The 18009-nt window shown below is 64.6% G+C and carries 13 protein-coding genes; 7 read left to right on the top strand and 6 right to left on the bottom strand.

Features of this window, described 5'->3' with window-relative positions; translation table 11 throughout:
• Positions 1 to 4: 4 nt before the first annotated feature.
• Entirely contained in the window at positions 5 to 1393 is a 1389-nt protein-coding gene (locus tag ABEH27_RS05690; RefSeq protein WP_346612628.1) for a NorM family multidrug efflux MATE transporter, read from the bottom strand.
• A 154-nt stretch (positions 1394 to 1547) separates the two neighbouring features.
• Between ABEH27_RS05690 and ABEH27_RS05685 the strand changes: the two genes are divergently transcribed.
• Positions 1548 to 2474 carry a LysR substrate-binding domain-containing protein gene (locus ABEH27_RS05685; protein WP_346612627.1) on the top strand — a complete coding sequence of 309 codons (927 nt, stop codon included), beginning with the start codon at positions 1548 to 1550 and terminating at the stop codon, positions 2472 to 2474.
• A 259-nt stretch (positions 2475 to 2733) separates the two neighbouring features.
• Positions 2734 to 4635, top strand: coding sequence for a methyl-accepting chemotaxis protein (locus ABEH27_RS05680; RefSeq protein ID WP_346612626.1), 1902 nt, complete (start codon positions 2734 to 2736; stop codon positions 4633 to 4635).
• 78 nt (positions 4636 to 4713) lie between these two features.
• Here ABEH27_RS05680 and ABEH27_RS05675 read toward each other — a convergent pair whose 3' ends face one another.
• Complete coding sequence (locus ABEH27_RS05675) at positions 4714 to 6108, bottom strand: VOC family protein (protein ID WP_346612625.1); 1395 nt, start codon at positions 6106 to 6108, stop codon at positions 4714 to 4716.
• Between the two features lie 221 nt (positions 6109 to 6329).
• Complete coding sequence (locus tag ABEH27_RS05670; RefSeq protein ID WP_346612624.1) at positions 6330 to 7220, bottom strand: LysR family transcriptional regulator; 891 nt, start codon at positions 7218 to 7220, stop codon at positions 6330 to 6332.
• 136 nt (positions 7221 to 7356) lie between these two features.
• Here ABEH27_RS05670 and ABEH27_RS05665 point away from each other — a divergent pair, with 136 nt between their 5' ends.
• Together ABEH27_RS05665 and ABEH27_RS05660 are read left to right on the top strand one after the other, a co-directional pair.
• Complete coding sequence (locus ABEH27_RS05665; RefSeq protein WP_346612623.1) at positions 7357 to 8847, top strand: aldehyde dehydrogenase family protein; 1491 nt, start codon at positions 7357 to 7359, stop codon at positions 8845 to 8847.
• A 141-nt stretch (positions 8848 to 8988) separates the two neighbouring features.
• Positions 8989 to 10275 (top strand): FAD-binding oxidoreductase, encoded by a 1287-nt coding sequence (locus ABEH27_RS05660; protein ID WP_346612622.1) that lies wholly within the window; start codon positions 8989 to 8991, stop codon positions 10273 to 10275.
• A 100-nt stretch (positions 10276 to 10375) separates the two neighbouring features.
• On the opposite strand, the gene ABEH27_RS05655 is transcribed toward ABEH27_RS05660, so the two are convergent.
• Positions 10376 to 11803, bottom strand: a complete 1428-nt coding sequence (locus ABEH27_RS05655; protein ID WP_346612621.1) for a mechanosensitive ion channel family protein — start codon at positions 11801 to 11803, stop codon at positions 10376 to 10378.
• 262 nt (positions 11804 to 12065) lie between these two features.
• Between ABEH27_RS05655 and ycaC the strand changes: the two genes are divergently transcribed.
• The 3 genes from ycaC to ABEH27_RS05640 all read left to right on the top strand — a co-directional run bounded on the left by ycaC (position 12066) and on the right by ABEH27_RS05640 (position 15638).
• Complete coding sequence (gene ycaC, locus ABEH27_RS05650; protein WP_346612620.1) at positions 12066 to 12695, top strand: isochorismate family cysteine hydrolase YcaC; 630 nt, start codon at positions 12066 to 12068, stop codon at positions 12693 to 12695.
• 117 nt (positions 12696 to 12812) lie between these two features.
• A complete protein-coding gene (locus ABEH27_RS05645) occupies positions 12813 to 13379 on the top strand; it encodes an antibiotic biosynthesis monooxygenase (RefSeq protein WP_346612619.1) in 567 nt (188 codons plus the stop codon).
• Positions 13380 to 13796: 417 nt separating this feature from the next.
• Entirely contained in the window at positions 13797 to 15638 is a 1842-nt protein-coding gene (locus ABEH27_RS05640) for an amidohydrolase (RefSeq protein WP_346612856.1), read from the top strand.
• 90 nt (positions 15639 to 15728) lie between these two features.
• On the opposite strand, the gene ABEH27_RS05635 is transcribed toward ABEH27_RS05640, so the two are convergent.
• Entirely contained in the window at positions 15729 to 16991 is a 1263-nt protein-coding gene (locus ABEH27_RS05635; protein WP_346612618.1) for an OprD family porin, read from the bottom strand.
• A gap of 71 nt (positions 16992 to 17062) precedes the next feature.
• Positions 17063 to 17920 carry a LysR family transcriptional regulator gene (locus tag ABEH27_RS05630; protein ID WP_346612617.1) on the bottom strand — a complete coding sequence of 286 codons (858 nt, stop codon included), beginning with the start codon at positions 17918 to 17920 and terminating at the stop codon, positions 17063 to 17065.
• Positions 17921 to 18009: the final 89 nt, after the last annotated feature.

Genomic DNA, 18009 nt, shown 5'->3' with positions numbered 1-18009 from the left:
CAAGTCAGGCCGAAACAGCAGCCTCTTTGCTGACGCCGGCCTTCCCTAGCATCCGCTTCATTCGCCACTCGAAGGCAATGGTCAACGCCACCGATGCACAGGCCAAGCCCAACGCCAGCCCCCACCACACCCCCACCGCGCCGCCACCGAAGTTGAACGTCAGCAGCCACGCACTCGGCGCCCCAACCAGCCAGTAGCAGCAAAGCCCGATCAGGAAGGTGGTCTTGGCATCCTTCAGCCCCCGTATCGAGCCCATGGCAATGGTCTGCACGCCGTCGAACAGTTCAAACCAGGCCGCGACCATCAGCAGGCTCACCGCCAACTGGTAGATCTGCGCAAACGCCGGGTCATTGCCATCGATGAACAGGCTCACCAGCATTTCCGGGCGCAGCCAGAACAGCGCGGCGAAGGCGAACATGATCATCGCGCCGAAGCTGATGCCCACGCGCCCGGCACTGCGTGCCGCCAGCAGGTTGCCGGCGCCGTAGTACAGCCCGACCCGCATGGTCACCGCATAGGACAGCCCGGTCGGCACCATGAATGCGGTCGAAACGATCTGCAGGGCAATCTGGTGGGCCGCCAGCTCCGTGCTGCCAAGCACGCCCATGCACAAGGCGGCAAAGGCGAACAGGCCGACTTCCACCATGTAGGTGCCGCCGATTGGCAAACCCAGCCGCCACAGTTCGCGCAGGGCGGGCAGGGAAGGGCGCGACAAGCCCTTGCGCAGCGGGTACTCGGCGTAGGCCGGGTGCCAGCGGATGTACAGGGCCAAGGCGATTGCCATGCCCATCGATACCACGGCAGTGACCATGCCGATGCCCATCAGCCCCAGCTTGGGCAGGCCGAACATGCCTTCGATCAGCGCGACGTTGAACAGGTAGTTGAGCACCGTGCCGACCAGGCTGATGACCATCACCGGCGTCGAACGGCCCAAAGCGCTGGTGAAGCCGCGCAAGGCCATGAAGGTCAGGTAACCGGGCAGCGCCAGCGGTAACAAAGTGAGGAATTGCGTGGCCGACTCGACGTTTTCGGGCTGCTGGCCGAACAGCAGCAGCACCGGTTTGAGGTTCCACAGGGCCAGCGCCGCGACCAGTGCCAGGCCCCAGGCCAGCCACAGGCCGTTTTGCGCAAGGCGGGTGGCGCCTTCGATGTCATTGGCGCCCTTGCGAATCGCCACCAGCGTACCGACCGCCGCAATCACGCCCAGGCAGAAGATCGACACGAACGAATAGCTAGCCGCGCCCAGGCCACCGCCCGCCAGGGCTTGGGGGCTGATGCGGGCCATCATCAGGGTGTCGGTGAGCACCATCAGCATGTGCGCCAACTGCGAGGCGATCAGCGGCCCGGCCAGGCGCAGCAAAGCCTTGAGTTCTGTGGTGGGCGCAACGTGCATGGTGGGGTCCTTTTGGCCTGACTCTGTGAGCGAGGGACGATTCTGAGGCTTCGGTCAACTTTGCACAAAAGGATAAAAGCGATGGTTGGCATGAGTTCAACTCATGCATATATGATCACAAGCATCCCTTCGCCGCCCCGTATGCAGGTGCCCCATGTCCCGTCAGCTGCCTCCGCTGTATGCGCTGCGCGCATTCGAAGCCGCCGCCCGGCTCAGCTCTTTCACCCGTGCCGGCCATGAGCTGTCGATCACCCAGAGTGCGGTCAGCCGGCACATCCGTACCCTGGAAGATCACTTCGCCTGCCGCCTGTTCATCCGCAGCGGCCGCAGCCTGCAACTGACCGAGGCCGCGCGGGTGCTGTTGCCGGGCGTGCGTGAGGGCTTCGCCGCACTGGAGCGGGCGTGCGATACCTTGCGCGGCGAAGACGACATCTTGCGCATGAAGGCGCCTTCAACCCTGACCATGCGCTGGCTGCTGGCGCGCCTGAGCCAGTTCCGTCACTTGCAGCCCGGCAACGAAGTGCAACTGACCAGCGCCTGGATGGACGTCGATCATGTCGACTTCAATCAGGAGCCCTTCGACTGCGCAGTACTGCTCAGTGACGGCGTGTTCCCGCCGGACTGGGAGGTCCGGCGCTTGTTCTCCGAGCTGTTGATTCCGGTGGGGGCACCGGACTTGCTCAAGGAAGGCCCGTTGGACCAACGCCGGTTGGCCGGCATCGAGCTGCTGCACCCCACCCCCGACAAGCGTGACTGGCGCGAATGGCTGGAGCGCATGGGCCTGGCCGACAGCGTTTCGCTCAAGGGCGGGCAGGTGTTCGACACGCTGGAGCTGGGCATGATCGCTGCGGCCCGCGGCTACGGGATCTCCATGGGCGACCTGCTGATGGTTGCCGAAGACGTGGCCCACGGGCGCTTGAGCCTGCCCTGGCCGACAGCAGTGCCCAGTGGCATGGATTACTACCTGGTGTGGCCGCGCACCCGCCCAGGGGGTGAGCGGTTGCGGCGCTTGAGTGTGTTTTTGCAGGAAGAGGCGGCGGCGGTGAACTTGCCGGATGTGCGCATTCTGCCGGGTCTTTGATCGCCCTCACTGGCCTCTTCCCAGGCACACCGCAGAGCTTGCACCCCCGCAATCCCTGTAGGAGCGGGCTTGCCCGCGATGAGGCCAGTGCAGGCTAAAGAAAACGTTTGCGAATACCCCGGTCCGACACTCAAGTATTCGCCTGCGACGCCGATTTACTTGCACCAGCGTCCCGGAAAGAGGGCGCGATTCTCCGTCGACAAACAGCAGGCGGTCCACGTGATCAGGATGATCCAGGCCACCTGCCAGGAGCTTCCCCATGTCTCAACCGCGTGCCCGAATCGCTTCGCAGCTCGGTATCGCCCTCGCCATTGTGCTGGCGTTGGTGATCACCGGCAGTACTCTGTTCGCCCTCCGTTCCCTGGACGACGCCAACCTCGCCACGCGCCAGGCGCACCTGGCCAGCGAAGCGCGGCTGCTGGCCGACCAGCTGGAAACCTTCCATGGTTCGCTCAAGGACAACACCCAACGCCTTAGCGGCTTGTTCGAGCGTCGCTTTGCCTCTGGCCTTTCGCTGCATGCCGGCGAAACGGTACAGGTTGCCGGGCAGGCCACGCCGGCCCTGTACCTGGGTGACCACTTGCTGAACAACGATTTCCAGCAGGTGGACGAATTCCAGCAGATGACCGCCGGCATCGCCACGCTGTTCGTGCGCAGCGGTGACGACTTCGTGCGCATCACCACCAACCTGAAAAAACAGGATGGCAGCCGCGCGATCGGTACCCAGCTCGACCGCCAGCATCCGGCGTACGCGAAGCTGCTGGCGGGGCAGATGTACGTGGGCCGGGCGGTGCTGTTCGAGCGCAACTACATGACCCGCTATGTACCGGTGAACGACGGCAACGGCCGGATCATTGCCGTACTGTTCGTCGGTTTCGACTACACCGACGCGCAGAATGCGCAGTTCAGCAACCTCAAACGCTTCCGTATTGGTGAAACCGGGTCGCTGGCCATTCGTGACGAGCAGGGCCAATGGCTGGTGCCGCCAGCCAATGCCGACCAGCCTTCTTTCAGCGCCTCCGCGCCGTTTGCCGAAGGCCCATGGACCGTGGTTGCCAGCATGCCCTTGGCAGAGATCCGCGAGGTAACCTGGAGCGTTGGCCTGCGCCTGGCCATCGGCAGCCTGTTGGCGATGCTACTGGCCGTGGCCGCCACCCTGTGGTTGCTGCGCCGCAAGCTGCGCCCGCTCGACGACCTGGTACGCCAGGCCAATGCCTTGGGCGCTGGCGACCTCAATGCCCGCCTTGCCGTGACCAGCCATGATGAGATCGGCCAGCTGGCGCGCAGTTTCAACAAGATGGGCGAAGCGCTGGCGACCATGGTCGAGCACATTCGCGGTGCTTCCGAGCAGGTCAGTGGCCGCGCCCGTTCGTTGGCCGGCCTGTCGGCGGGCGCCTGTGAGGGCATGGACCAGCAGTCTGGTGAAATCACCAGCATGGCCGGTGCAGTGGAAGAATTCAGCGCCACCTCGATGAACATTGCCGACAACATGGCGGGCACCGAGCGCATGGCCCGCGACAACGCCCAGCAGACCCGGATTGGCCGCACGGCCATGGATGAAGCGTCGAGCTCTTTGCGCCAGATCGCCGAGGCACTGGGAGGCACCGCGACCGTGATGGACACGCTGGGCGCACGTTCGCAAGAGATCGGCGGCATCGTCGGGGTGATTACCGCGATCGCCGAGCAGACCAACCTGCTGGCCCTCAACGCTGCCATCGAAGCGGCGCGTGCTGGCGAACAGGGCCGCGGTTTCGCCGTGGTCGCAGATGAGGTCCGCGGCCTGGCAGCACGCACTCGCCAGGCGACCGATGAGATTTCCGGGATGATTGCCAGCATCCAGCAACAGACCGGCCACGCCATCAGCACGCTGGAGCAGGGTAATCAGTTGATGCAGGAAGGCCTGCAGCGCAACGACAAGGTGGCCGAGGCCCTGGCGCGCATCGACGAGCAAAGCCGGGTGGCGGGTGAGCAGTTCACGGTGATCAGTACGGCCACCCAGGAGCAGAGCAGCACCGCGACCGTGCTCAGCCGCAACCTGCAGAGCATTGCCCAGGCCAACAGTGAACAGCGGGATGTGGCCAATGAACTGGCCTTTACCGCGCGTGAGCTGGAGGGGTTGGCGGCGCAGTTGCGCCAGGAAGTGGATCGGTTTCGGGTATAGATAACCCGTTGACCGCACTCCCTGCGCCGTACCTGTAGCAGCGGCTTCAGCCGCGATGGGCCGCAAAGCGGCCCTTTTTTACAGCGACCGCAGGTTCAACGCCTGCGCACAAGCCTGCAGCGACCGCTGCTCACTCTGCGCATACAAGGCCAGCTCATCCTGCACCCGCAGCCCCAGTGCCGCCTCGAAGGCATCGCGGTTGGCATTGCTGCCATATTCAGCCTGGGCATCGTCACCCAGGTTCGACTGGAAAATCCCCGCCGCACTCACCGGCAAGAAGTCCTCGTACACCAAGGCCTCGAAATGCACATGGCCAGCGTCGATCAAACCTTGCAGGGTAGTCGGGCGATCAGCCTGCTCTCGCGCGGCCAGGCCCTTTTCGGTGGCGAAATAACGGAAGTACGCCAGGCCTTGCTCACGCATCTGCGCCAGGTCATCGGGGAACTCGGCAAAGTGTGCGTGCAACAGCGCCACGTAACGCTCGGCATTGGCCTCCGCTGGCGCACCGCCCAGGGCCGCACGGGTAGCGTCGAGCAGCCGGTCATACAGCTGGCGGCCCTTCGGCGTCAGCGCAGCGCCTCGCTGTTCGATCTCGCCGAAGCGCGCGGTGTGGCTGCCTTCGCTGCCGTGCTGGTCGCTGAAAGCGACCTTCTCCTGCAGCGCCTTGAAACTGGTCTGGCGCAGCAGGATCGGGTGGCGGCGGGTGGGCGGGCCTTCGACCACGGCCTTCGGCGGGATGCCCTTGGCCGGCATGCCCAGCTGAATGGCGTCGATGTCCAGGGTGCGCGGGGTCAGGTGGTTGATGTGCGGGCCCTTGAACGCCACCACATCGGCGATCAGCCGATGCTGATCGTGCAGCTGCTGGTACTGCTCGGCAGTGACCGTGGCGTCCTTGTGCCAGCGGAAGGTGTGCAACGCCTCCTGTACAAAGGCCTCGGCGTCGGCTGCGTTCAGGCCGCCATCGCGCTCGCATTGAGCGATCAGCTCAAGAGCGCGGGCAGTGAAGATCTTGCGCTTGGCCAGAATGGTCTGCGCCAGCTCACGCAATGCGGGGTTGTCGATCAATTCCAGGCGCAGCAGCGACGTGAACACGCGGAACGGGCTGATGTGCAGCGCCTGTTCGTGCACCGCGCGGAACGCGGTGGAGTGCACCGGCACGCCGGCGGAGCTGAGGTCGTAATAGCCGACCGGCTGCATGCCCATGACCGCGAACAGCCGGGCGATGGTGGCCAGCTCTTCGGCGCTGCCGAGGCGGATGGCACCGTGGCGCTCCTGGTCCAGGCGCTCGACCTCGCCGGTCCAGCGCAGGGCCTCGGCCACCTTGGGCTGCTCGGCCATGACCTGCTGGTTGATTTCGCTCACCAGCTCCAGCAGCGTGCCGTAAAGCGGCACTTCCTGTTTGTACATGAGCGACATGGCGGCAGAGAACTGCGCGCGAATGCTGTCGGGGCTGACGAAATCGTGGGCGGGCATCGCTAGCTTCCTGGTTGGGTTCGGACGCTTACATGAAAGCTGGGAATGCACTACGGCCACAAGCGAAAAAAAGTGAGTGTGTCATTCCTTTTTTGATCGACCTTCAGGGCCCTATCGCCGGCAAGCCAGCTCCCACAGGCACAGCACAAGTTTCAGCAACTGTGCTGTGCCTGTGGGAGCTGGCTTGCCGGCGATAGGGCCGCAAAGCGGCCCCGGCAATCTCAAGGCTGAAGCTGCTCCTGAATCCACTCCACCAACGCCCGCACTTTGGGCACCTCTGCCGCATGCTCGGCATACGCCAGGTAATGCGCCCCGGCACTGCACATGGCATGGTTCCACGGCACCACCAGGCTACCCTCGGCCAACTCCTTCGCCGCCAGGTAACGCGGCACCAGCGCCACCCCGCAACCGGCCTGCGCCGCGCTCAAGGCCATATAGAACGTATCGAAGCGCGGCCCGTGGTAGGCGCTGACGCTCTGCAACCCCAGCTCCAGGAACCACTCATGCCAGGCCTCGGGCCGTGAGGTGCTTTGCAGCAGCACCAGTTCGGCCAGCTCGCTGGCTTCCTTCAATTTGCGCCCTGCCAGAAGCTCCGGGGCGCACACGGGCACTACCTCTTCGCTGAACAGCTCGATGCAGGTCGCCCCCGGCCAGGTGCCTTGCCCATAGAAGAAAACCACATCGGCCGAGCCCTGCAGCAAGGCGAAGGGCTCCATTTCGTTGCGGATATCCAGGTGGATGTTGCTGTGGCGCTTGCCGAAGCCCTTGAGGTGCGGGATCAGCCAGCGCACGCCAAAACTCGGTTGAGTGGCTACTTTCAATATCTCGGTCTGCTCGCCGTAGGTGAGCACGTAGCGGCTGGACATGTCGACCTGGGTGAGGATCTTGTTGACCTCGGCCAGGTACAGGCTACCGGCAGGCGTCAGCTGCAGGCGCCTGCGGATGCGCAGGAACAGATGGTGGCGGAGCATCTCTTCGAGCTGCGCCACCTGCTTGCTGACCGCGCTTTGGGTCAGGTGCAGCTCTTCGGCGGCACGGGTAAAGCTCAAGTGGCGAGCTGCAGCCTCGAAGCACTGCAGGGCGGTCATGGAAGGCACCAGGCGTTTGGACATAGCGTTCTCTGCGGCTCGAATCATTACCTGACGGAATGATAAGCGGAATAAAGGTCGTTTGTTGCACCCGTGTGATCGGATTAATACTGATCCCCATCATTTTTCCACCCCATCACCCGATGTAGGAGAAACACAAATGGTTGCTGGATTGCTCGAGCGCCTTGGCGTTGCCGCCACGGCTTACACCCAGGGCGATTACCCTGTTCACACGCCGATCGACGGCAGCCAGATCGCCACGGTGAAACTGCTTGGCAAGGCCGAGACCACCGCCCGCATCGACGCGGCGCAAAGTGCCTTCGAAGCCTGGCGTAGCGTGCCGGCCCCGCGCCGTGGTGAGCTGGTGCGCCTGTTCGGTGAAGTGCTGCGTGAACACAAGGCCGACCTGGGCGAACTGGTGTCGATCGAAGCCGGCAAGATCACCCAGGAAGGCCTGGGCGAAGTGCAGGAGATGATCGACATCTGCGACTTCGCCGTAGGCCTGTCGCGCCAGCTGTACGGCCTGACCATTGCCTCCGAACGCCCTGGCCACCACATGCGTGAATCCTGGCACCCGCTGGGCGTCGTCGGCGTGATCAGTGCCTTCAACTTCCCGGTGGCCGTGTGGGCCTGGAACACCGCCCTGGCCTTGGTGGCCGGTAACGCGGTGGTGTGGAAGCCGTCCGAGAAAACCCCGCTGACCGCGCTGGCCTGCCAGGCGCTGTTCGAAAAAGCCCTGCAAGCCTTCGGCGATGCCCCGGCTGGCCTGGCGCAACTGATCATCGGCGGCCGCGAAGCAGGCGAAGCGCTGGTAGACGACCCGCGCGTGCCGCTGGTCAGCGCCACCGGCAGCACCCGCATGGGCCGTGAAGTCGGCCCACGCGTGGCCGCCCGCTTTGGCCGCAGCATCCTGGAACTGGGCGGCAACAACGCCATGATCCTGGCCCCGAGCGCAGACCTGGACCTGGCCGTGCGCGGCATCCTGTTCTCCGCCGTCGGTACCGCCGGCCAACGCTGCACCACGCTGCGCCGCCTGATCGTGCACCGCTCCATCAAGGACGAAGTGGTTGCCCGTGTGAAAGCCGCCTACGCCAAGGTGCGTATCGGTGACCCGCGCAAGGACAACCTGGTGGGCCCGCTGATCGACAAATTGTCGTTCGACGCCATGCAGGGCGCGCTGGCCAAGGCCCGCGACGAAGGCGGCGAGGTATTCGGTGGCGAGCGTCAGCTGGCCGACCAGTACCCCAACGCCTACTACGTTTCGCCTGCCATCGCCGAAATGCCCGCGCAGAGCGAGGTGGTGCGCCACGAAACCTTCGCGCCGATCCTCTACGTGCTGGCCTACGACGACTTCGAAGAGGCGCTGCGCCTGAACAACGAAGTGCCGCAGGGGCTGTCGTCGTGCATCTTCACCACTGATATCCGTGAAGCCGAACGCTTCCAGAGCGCCTCGGGCAGCGACTGCGGCATCGCCAACGTCAACATTGGCACCAGCGGCGCCGAAATTGGCGGTGCGTTCGGTGGCGAGAAGGAAACCGGCGGTGGCCGTGAGTCGGGTTCGGATGCCTGGAAAGGCTACATGCGTCGCCAGACCAACACCGTGAACTACTCGCGTGAGTTGCCGCTGGCGCAGGGTATCGTGTTCGACTGATGCTGCAGGGCCGGGGGCGTTGCCCCCGGTTCGCCGGCAAGCCGGCTCCCACAGGGTTCGGTGCGATTCTTGTGGGAGCCGGCTTGCCGGCGATAGGGCTGCAAGGCAGCCCCAATAAGAACAAAACTGCTGGAGCCGGCCATGTCCGAACTGCGTCAACAATGCTTGTGGGAACACGTCAGCCAACCGACCGTCGCCGCCCAGGCCCTGGCCGGTGAGCACAAGGCCGATGTCTGCGTCATCGGCGGCGGCATTACCGGCCTATCGGCGGCCATCCACCTGCTCGAACAGGGCAAGTCGGTGATCCTGCTGGAGGCCTGGAAGATCGGCCACGGTGGCTCCGGACGCAACGTCGGCCTGGTCAACGCCGGCACCTGGATACGCCCCGATGATGTCGAGGCAACGTTGGGCCAGAAGCAGGGCAGCCGCTTGAACAAGGTGCTCGGCGAGGCGCCCGGCGAAGTGTTCGCCATGATCGAACGCCTTGGCATCGATTGCCAGGCGCAGCACAAAGGCACCCTGCACATGGCGCACAACGCCACCGGCATCGCCGACCTCCAAGCGCGGCATGAACAATGGAGCCGACGCGGCGCCGATGTGCAGTTGCTGACCGGCGCCCAGTGCCAGGAATACTGCGGTACCGACAAGATTTCCGCCGCGCTGCTTGACCGCCGCGCCGGCACCATCAACCCCATGGGCTATACCCAGGGTCTGGCCGCGGCGGTTGCGCGCCTGGGCGGCAAGCTGTTCCAGCAATCGGCCGTCGAAGGCCTGGAGCGCGATGGCGACGCCTGGCGGGTCAAGACTGCCCGCGGCTCGGTGTGCGCCGAGAAGGTGGTGATCTCCACCGGCGCCTACACCGAAGGCGATTGGAGCAACCTGCAGAAGCAGTTCTTCCGTGGCTACTACTACCAGGTCGCTTCCAAGCCGCTGCACGGTGCTGCTGCCGACAAGGTCCTGCCACATGGCCAAGGCTCGTGGGACACCCGCACCGTACTCAGCAGCATCCGCCGCGACGACCAGGGTCGCCTGCTGCTCGGCAGCCTCGGCCGGGTCGACAACAAGCCGGCGTGGTTCGTGCGCAGCTGGGCTGACCGCATACAGAGCCATTACTACCCGGAGCTTGGCAAGGTCGAGTGGGAAATGCACTGGACCGGTTGCATCGACTTCACCCCCGACCACCTGATGCGCCTGTTCGAACCGGCGCCTGGGTTGGTCGCGGTCACCGGCTACAACGGCCGGGGTAATACCACCGGCACAGTGATCGGCCGTGCGTTTGCCGAGTTTTTGCTCAAGGGTGAGGCGGACAGCCTGCCGATCCCGTTCTCGCCGATGACCGGGGTGAGTGCGCCGTCGTTGCGCACGGCGTTCTACGAGTCAGGGTTCTCGCTGTATCACGCGGGGCAGTGCTTGAGAGTGGTGTTGTAACCACTGGCCTCTTCGCGGGGCAAGCCCGCTCCCACAGGGTCCTGTGGCGTGCCTGTGGGAGCGGGCTTGCCCCGCGAAGAGGCCAGTAAAGACAAACCGATTACTTGTGCAACCAACTAAGGAAGCCGCCCTTCTTGATCAGGGTCGGCTTCTGCAGCAATAGCGATTCCCGGCTCTGGCGCCTGAACCGCTGCAACTTGGTCAACGCCGCCTGCACCTCACCGCGCTGCACCAGGCAGCTGCGCACCTGCTCCTTGTCGATGCGGTACAGCACGCAACTGGTCAAGGTGCGGAACTCGGCAAACGAGTCATCCTCGTCGATGATGCCCTCGATCCCCAGCACTTCACCCGGCCCCATGCGCCCGGCCTCCAGCAGCTTGTCGCCATCACGTACAGACGCCGACACCACGCCGCTGCCAATCACCAGCAAGTAATCGGACAGCTCGCCCACGCCGAGAATCACCTGGTCCGCCAGGTACTCCACCGCGGTCATGCGCTGGCTCAGGGCGTCGCGCTCCTCGTCGCTCAGGGAGCGGAACACCCGCACTTCGTCCAGTACTTCACGCTGGCGGCTGCGCGGTGGAACGGCCAGGTCGACGTTCCACATCACGCCGCTGGCCTCCAGGTGCCGGTGGGCGAGGTCGAACAGCTGGTTGCGTGCCTCGGTCTTGCCGCCCATGTCGGCGACAAAGCCGCTGGCTTCGTACTCCACCGATTCCAGGCTCGATGCCTTGACCGTCACCTTTGGCTTGGGTGATGCGAGAATCGCGCGGGTGCCTTGCAAGGCTTTTTCCAGCGCATCGAAAACCCGCTTTGGCCGGACCTTGGCTGGCACCACCACGCTAATCGACACCCCATGCACATCGGCCGGGCGGCTGTGGTTGAGCAACTTGGCCTTGGCCGCCACCGAGTTGGGGATCACCGCCAGGCTGCCTGAGCCGGTGAGCAGGCGGGTGGCGCGCCAGTCGATATCCAGCACTTTGCCTTCGGTGCCGTCGATGGAGATCGCATCGCCGATCTGGTACGGCCGCGTGGTGTTCAGCACGATGCCGCTGAACACGTCGGCCAAAGTGCTTTGCAGCGCCAAGCCAATGACGATGGCCATTACCCCCGAGGTGGCCAGCAGGCCCTTCACCGGCAGTTGCATCACATAGCCGGCAGCGGCCACCACCGCCGCCAGGAAAATCAACGCCCCCAACACATCCTGCAGCAACCGCCCGCCATGGCTGCCGCGCGCCACCAGCAGCAGGCCGAACACCACCGTCACCGTGCGCGCACCAAATAACCACCAGCCGATCGCCAGCACCGTGGCCATCAGGTTGCGCGACACGTCGTCGACCCAGGGCGGCGGTTGCAGCGGGCTCATCCCGGCAGCCACCAGCACCCAGCTGAACAGCAGGAAGATCGCCAGCCTTGCGCCGATACGCCATGCCCTGCGCTGAACAGGGATGAGTTGCCAAAGCACGAGGTCGAGCAGGATCAGGGCGCAACCGAGCAACAGCGGGGACGACTGGATGAAAGCCAGCATGATGGTCTCGGGGGTGAGGGGAGGGCTGTGGGTAGTAATAGAGCAGGTTGGGCGGGCAGGCAATGGCTGTCTGTGCTGGCTTCTTCGCGGGCATTACCGCTCTCACAGGTACTGCGCCGGCTTTGCCAACTCATCGTTCACTAAATAGAACGCTAAAGCCAAAAACCACTATCTACCGCTCAAAAGGGGATGGTTTTAATCTTCTCCCATCAACGCGAAACACCCAACTTACTGAAAATCAAAACCCTTAGGAGCTACGACCATGACCAACTTCAAATACAACCGCCTGAACAAAGACGACGCCGCCGTTCTGCTGGTCGACCACCAGGCTGGCCTGCTGTCCCTGGTGCGCGACATCGAGCCGGACGCGTTCAAGAACAACGTGCTGGCGCTGGCCGACCTTGCCAAGTTCTTCAACCTGCCCACCATTCTCACCACCAGCTTCGAGCAAGGCCCGAATGGCCCGCTGGTGCCAGAGCTCAAAGCGCTGTTCCCCGACGCCCCGTACATCGCCCGCCCAGGCCAGATCAACGCCTGGGACAACGAAGACTTCGTCAAGGCCGTGAAGGCCACCGGCAAGAAGCAGCTGATCATCGCCGGCGTGGTCACCGAAGTGTGTGTCGCCTTCCCGGCCCTGGCTGCCCTGGAAGAAGAGTTCGAGGTGTTCGTGGTGACCGATGCCTCCGGCACCTTCAACGCCATGACCCGCGACGCCGCCCACGACCGCATGAGCCGTGCCGGTGCGCAGCTGATGACCTGGTTCGGCGTGGCCTGTGAGCTGCACCGCGACTGGCGCAACGATATCGAAGGCCTGGCCGCGCTGTGCTCCAACCACATCCCGGACTACCGCAACCTGATGACCAGCTACAACGCCTTCAACGCCGGCAAGTAAGCCGGCCCGCCCAGGGCACCGTCAGTCGGTGCCCGAGCAGGGCAGCACAACCATCCAATCCTCCGCCCGTCCGCCGTTGCACAGTGGATGCGGGCAAGCTCATCCCAAGGAACGCCGATGAACACCGCATTCCAAGACAACCGCAACGTGGTGACCCTGGTCATTCAGCACAAGGTTCGCGCCGCGTCGCTGGCCGGCTACGAAGCCTGGCTAAAGCGCACGGTCAGCACCGCTCGGCGCCAGCCGGGGCACCTCGATGTCAACGTGATCCGCCCGGACGACGGTGGGCTGCATTTCACCACCGTGGTGCGCTTCGCCGATGCCGGCCTGCTGCAGGCCTGGGTCAACTCAACCGAGCGCCAGGCGCTGGTAAACGAAGTGCTGCCGCTGCTCGAAGGCGGCGACCACACCCAGGTGCACGACGACCCGGAGTTCTGGTTCACCCCGCCGAGCAGCAACGCTACGCAACCGCCGCGCTGGAAGCAGGCATTGCTGACCTACCTGGTGATCTGCCCGATGACCATGATCATTCCGCAGCTGCTGGCGCCGCTGTTCGCACGCTTCCCGCAGTTGGGCGGGGTGGTGATCGGCAACCTGATCGTCAACCTGTTCGTCATCCTGCCTGTGGTGTTCTTCATCATGCCTTGGGTAACGCGGCGCTGTGCCAACTGGCTGCGCGGCTGAGAGAAGGCCTGCTGGCGGTTTTGAAACGCTGAGCAGGCTGGGGCCGCGTTGCGGCCCATCGCCGGCAAGCCGGCTCCTACCTCGACCGCATCGGCTCCAAGCCCTGTGTGGTGCCTGTGGGAGCCGGCTTGCCGGCGAAGAGGCCGGCCCTGCCAGCACAAAATGTGAACAGGGCTAACCTTCTTCAACCCACCGCACATCCATGCAATCCCTGACCAGGCTTGAAGCGGCATGCTCCACAGTTGCCGCCGCCGCCGCACCCAGACGGAGAAGACCATGTCCCAGGACGCCAACGACAAGAGCCGTCGCCAGTTCCTCGCCGCCAGCACTGTGCTCGGTGCCGCTGGCGCGCTCTGGTCCGCATTGCCCTTCACCGGCTCCGCCGGTTCCGCCCACGCATCCACTCAAGGAGGTTCCATGACCGCCGATCTGATTCTGTTCAACGGCAAGCTTCACACCGTTGACCGCGAAAAGCCCACCGCGACCGCCGTCGCCATCAAAGACGGCCGCTTCATTGCCGTGGGCAACGACGCCGAGGCCATGGCCCACAAGGGTGCTGCCACGCAGATCATCGACCTCAAGCAGCGCACGGTAATCCCAGGCCTGAACGACTCGCACCTGCACCTGATCCGCGGCGGCCTGAACTACAACCTGGAGCTGCGCTGGGAAGGCGTGCCGTCGGTGGCCGATGCCCTGCGCATGCTCAAGGACCAGGCTGCGCGCACGCCAACCCCGCAGTGGGTGCGTGTGGTCGGTGGCTGGAACGAGTTCCAGTTCGCCGAAAAACGCATGCCGACCCTGGAAGAAATCAACCAGGCCGCGCCCGACACCCCGGTGTTCCTGCTGCACCTGTACGACCGCGCGCTGCTCAACCGCGCCGCGCTCAAGGCTGTGGGCTACAACAAGGAAACGCCAAACCCGCCGGGCGGCGAAATCCAGCGCGACAAGTTCGGCAACCCCACCGGCATGCTCATCGCCCGCCCCAATGCGATGATCCTCTACGCAACCCTGGCCAAGGGGCCGAAGCTGCCGCTGGAATACCAGGTCAACTCCACCCGCCAGTTCATGCGTGAACTGAACCGCCTGGGCCTGACCAGTGCCATCGATGCCGGCGGCGGCTACCAGAACTTCCCCGACGACTACTCGGTGATCCAGGAGCTGGCCGACAACAACCAGCTGACCGTGCGCATTGCCTACAACCTGTTCACCCAGAAGCCCAAGGAAGAACTGGACGATTTCAAGAAGTGGACCTCCAGCGTCAAGCTGCACAGCGGCACCGACTTCCTGCGTCATAACGGGGCTGGTGAGATGCTGGTATTCTCCGCTGCCGACTTCGAAGACTTCCTCGAGCCGCGCCCGGACCTGCCGCAAACCATGGAAGAAGAGCTGGAGCCGGTGGTGCGCCACCTGGTCGAGCAACGCTGGCCGTTCCGCCTGCACGCCACCTACAACGAATCGATCACGCGCATGCTCGACGTGTTCGAGAAGGTCAACCGCGACATCCCGTTCAATGGCCTGCCGTGGTTCTTCGATCACGCCGAAACCATCACCCCGCAGAACATCGAGCGTGTACGAGCGCTGGGCGGCGGTATCGCCATTCAGGACCGCATGGCCTTCCAGGGTGAATACTTTGTTGACCGCTATGGCGCCAAGGCTGCAGAGCAGACCCCGCCGGTCAAGCGCATGCTCGAGATGGGCGTGCCGGTCGGTGCCGGCACCGACGCTACCCGCGTGTCCAGCTACAACCCATGGACCTCGCTGTACTGGTTGGTCAGCGGCAAGACCGTGGGCGGCATGGAGCTGTACCCCGAAGGTTTGGACCGCGACACCGCACTGCAGCTGTTCACCCAGGGCAGTGCCTGGTTCTCCAGCGAGCAGGGCAAGAAAGGCCAGATCAAGGTAGGCCAGCTGGCCGACCTGGCGGCGCTGTCGCTGGACTTCTTCAGCGTGGATGAAGAGGCGATCAAGGGTATCGAGTCGGTGCTGACCATCGTTGATGGCAAGGTCGTGTACGGCGCTGGCGAGTTTGACAGGCTTGGCCCACCTCAGGTGCCGGTCCTGCCGGAATGGTCGCCGGTGGCCAAGGTACCGGGGCACTGGCGCGTCGGTACGCCATCGTTGGCCGCGGCGGTGCACCAGTGCAGCGGGCCGTGTGGCGTGCACGCACACAGCCATGAGAAGGCGCGGCATTCGAGTGTGCCGGTTAATGACTACCAGGGCTTCTGGGGCGCGCTGGGGTGTTCGTGCTTCGCGTTCTAAGCTGACCTGATGTGAAAGGGGGCCCGTTATCGGGCCCCCTTTTTTGTGCGCTCATCACTGGCCTCTTCGCACCTGTGGGGGCGGGCCGTGTCAGAAGCTGCCCTTGAGCGGGTACTCGATGATCAGGTAGATGCGGTCGATGTCGTCGCCCGCCTGCGCCTGATTGGCGCGATGGCTGACGTGGGAGAACGACAGGCTGAGGTCCTTGGCGGCCCCCGACTGCACCACGTACTTGAGGTCGATGTCGCGCTCCCAGTGACGCCCGCCTTTGCCTTGCTGGCCAGCGTAGGCGCCGCCCGCCGGGGCATGCGTGCCATCGATGGCGCTGCCGCTGACGTAGCGGCCCATCAGGCTCAGGCCAGGCACGCCAAGGGTGGCGAGGTCGAGGTCGTAGCGCAGTTGCCACGAGCGTTCGCCGGGGCCGTTGAAGTCGGCGTATTTGATCGAGTTGGCAAGGTAGATCGAGTCGCCGCCGACGAAGTCGAATGGCGTGTCGCCTTCGATCTTCTGATAGGCCAGGGTCACGGCCTGGACACCAAGGCGGTACTTGCCCGATAGGCTGTAGGCGAGGGTGTCGATGGCGCCCGCACTGGCGCTGCCGGTGTCGCGGGTCTGGTACAGGTTGCCGTCGAAGCGCCAGTTACCCTCGGCCAGGTTCACGTTGAGATAGGCCTGGCGCCAGGTGTCCTGCAGCTGCCCTGCGTACAGTGCACCGCCGAACGGGCCAGCGGGGGCAAAGGTCGCGCCGGCCAGGCTGATGGCGCGGCCATGGGTAGTGGCGCCATAGCCTGAGAAGTCGTCGTGGGTCGAGCTGTTGTCCTGGTTGTTGAACGCGGTGAAGCGCCCCGCTTGCAGGCGCCAGTCAGGCAGGTCGGTGTTTTCCAGCAGCCAGCCGGTGGCGTACTCCGGGTGCAGGCGTTTGTCAGCGGTGTCGAACACCGGGGTTTCGACGGTCATCTCGCCGTAATGCAACTGGGTGTTGCCCATACGCAGCTTCAAGGCGGCGCCAGCGCTGGAATAGTCCGACGCGGCGCGACCCTCGCTGTCGCGGGGCAGCAGGCCGGTACCGGCATGGCCGCGGCCGCCGTCGAGCTTGAGGCCGAGAAAACCGTGGGCGTCGATGCCGACACCGAGGATGCCTTCGGTAAAACCGGAGCGAATTTCGCCGATGAAGCCCTGAGCCCATTCCTGGCGGTAGTTCTGACCGCTGCCGGAAGGGGAGCGGAAGTCGCTGTGCAGGAAGTAGTTGCGGCTGAGCAGCGACCAGCCGGGTTCCTGCGCCTGGCCGAGGGCCGGGCAGAGGGCGAGGGTGGCGAGCAGGGTGCGGCCTGGCCCGTGAGTGGCGCGGATCATGGGGGCTCCGGGGTGGATGATGCGGGACTGTGGAGCAAGGACAGGCCAGGGTCTTGTAAGGGTGTGCTGGGTCAGTTCGAGAACGCCTGCGCAATCGCTTCGATCACCACCCGCACCCGGGCTGTGTGCCTGACATCCTGGTGGGTGACCAGCCAGATATCGTATGGCTTGCCCTGCGGCCATACCTTGCGCAAGCCGTCCCGCTCGCCCAGCGGCAGCGGCAACTCACCGAGCCCGATACCGCTGGCCAGGGCCCGGCGCACCATCAACCCCGAGGTGCAGGTCAGGGCGACCCGGCCCTGAGCGATGGGCTCGCCGGCCAGGGTCACCTCCTTGCCGCTGTCCAGGTAGGGTTGGTATAGCACCAGTTCATGCCCAGCGAAGCCGCTGCCCGGTACCGGCGCACCACAGCGCTCGAGGTAGGCGGCTGAGGCAAACAGCCCGCTTTGCCAGCGCGCCAGGCGGCGCACCACCAGTTCGGGGTTGTCGGGTTTGTGCGTGCGTACGGCGATATCAGCCTCGCGTTTAGTGAGGTTGAGCATCTGCGTCGAGGCCTGTAGCTGGACTTCGACACCCGGATGCGTCAAGCGCAGGCTGGCGACGGCCGGGATGATGAAATCCATGGCGAACGAGTCGGTGGTGGTGACCCGCACCACACCGCTCAAGCGCTCATCCAGGCCAAGGATCTGCCGCTGCAGGCCTGCGGCGGCAGCCTCCATCTCCAGCGCGGCGTGCATCGCGACCTCCCCGGCACTGGTCAGTGCGTAACCGCTGGAGGTGCGCAGGAACAAAGTGGCGTTAAGCGCGTTCTCTAGCGACCCGAGCCTTCTGCCCACCGTTGCCTGGTCCACGCCCAAGCTGCGGGCAGCGGCGCGCAAGGTCTGCTCGCGGCACAGGGCCAAAAATACGCGGGTGTCGTCCCAATTCATCGCGGGTGTCCTCGGTGATGCAAAAATGCAGGGCGGTGCTGAGAAATCGCTGCGTTATTTCGTCGCGAATCGACTTTATGCTCTTCCCA

Origin of the sequence: Pseudomonas sp. P39-UII1 (assembly GCF_039672635.1) — a bacterium.
In the GTDB taxonomy this organism is placed as follows: domain Bacteria; phylum Pseudomonadota; class Gammaproteobacteria; order Pseudomonadales; family Pseudomonadaceae; genus Aquipseudomonas.
This window is presented reverse-complemented; position numbering and strand designations above follow the sequence as displayed.

What these genes read in the sequence shown, in the direction of transcription:
- ABEH27_RS05690 (WP_346612628.1), bottom strand. Translation starts at nt 1,393, where the DNA reads ATGCACGTTGCGCCCACCACAGAACTCAAGGCTTTGCTGCGCCTGGCC.
- ABEH27_RS05685 (WP_346612627.1), top strand. Translation starts at nt 1,548, where the DNA reads ATGTCCCGTCAGCTGCCTCCGCTGTATGCGCTGCGCGCATTCGAAGCC.
- ABEH27_RS05680 (WP_346612626.1), top strand. Translation starts at nt 2,734, where the DNA reads ATGTCTCAACCGCGTGCCCGAATCGCTTCGCAGCTCGGTATCGCCCTC.
- ABEH27_RS05675 (WP_346612625.1), bottom strand. Translation starts at nt 6,108, where the DNA reads ATGCCCGCCCACGATTTCGTCAGCCCCGACAGCATTCGCGCGCAGTTC.
- ABEH27_RS05670 (WP_346612624.1), bottom strand. Translation starts at nt 7,220, where the DNA reads ATGTCCAAACGCCTGGTGCCTTCCATGACCGCCCTGCAGTGCTTCGAG.
- ABEH27_RS05665 (WP_346612623.1), top strand. Translation starts at nt 7,357, where the DNA reads ATGGTTGCTGGATTGCTCGAGCGCCTTGGCGTTGCCGCCACGGCTTAC.
- ABEH27_RS05660 (WP_346612622.1), top strand. Translation starts at nt 8,989, where the DNA reads ATGTCCGAACTGCGTCAACAATGCTTGTGGGAACACGTCAGCCAACCG.
- ABEH27_RS05655 (WP_346612621.1), bottom strand. Translation starts at nt 11,803, where the DNA reads ATGCTGGCTTTCATCCAGTCGTCCCCGCTGTTGCTCGGTTGCGCCCTG.
- ycaC (WP_346612620.1), top strand. Translation starts at nt 12,066, where the DNA reads ATGACCAACTTCAAATACAACCGCCTGAACAAAGACGACGCCGCCGTT.
- ABEH27_RS05645 (WP_346612619.1), top strand. Translation starts at nt 12,813, where the DNA reads ATGAACACCGCATTCCAAGACAACCGCAACGTGGTGACCCTGGTCATT.
- ABEH27_RS05640 (WP_346612856.1), top strand. Translation starts at nt 13,797, where the DNA reads ATGACCGCCGATCTGATTCTGTTCAACGGCAAGCTTCACACCGTTGAC.
- ABEH27_RS05635 (WP_346612618.1), bottom strand. Translation starts at nt 16,991, where the DNA reads ATGATCCGCGCCACTCACGGGCCAGGCCGCACCCTGCTCGCCACCCTC.
- ABEH27_RS05630 (WP_346612617.1), bottom strand. Translation starts at nt 17,920, where the DNA reads ATGAATTGGGACGACACCCGCGTATTTTTGGCCCTGTGCCGCGAGCAG.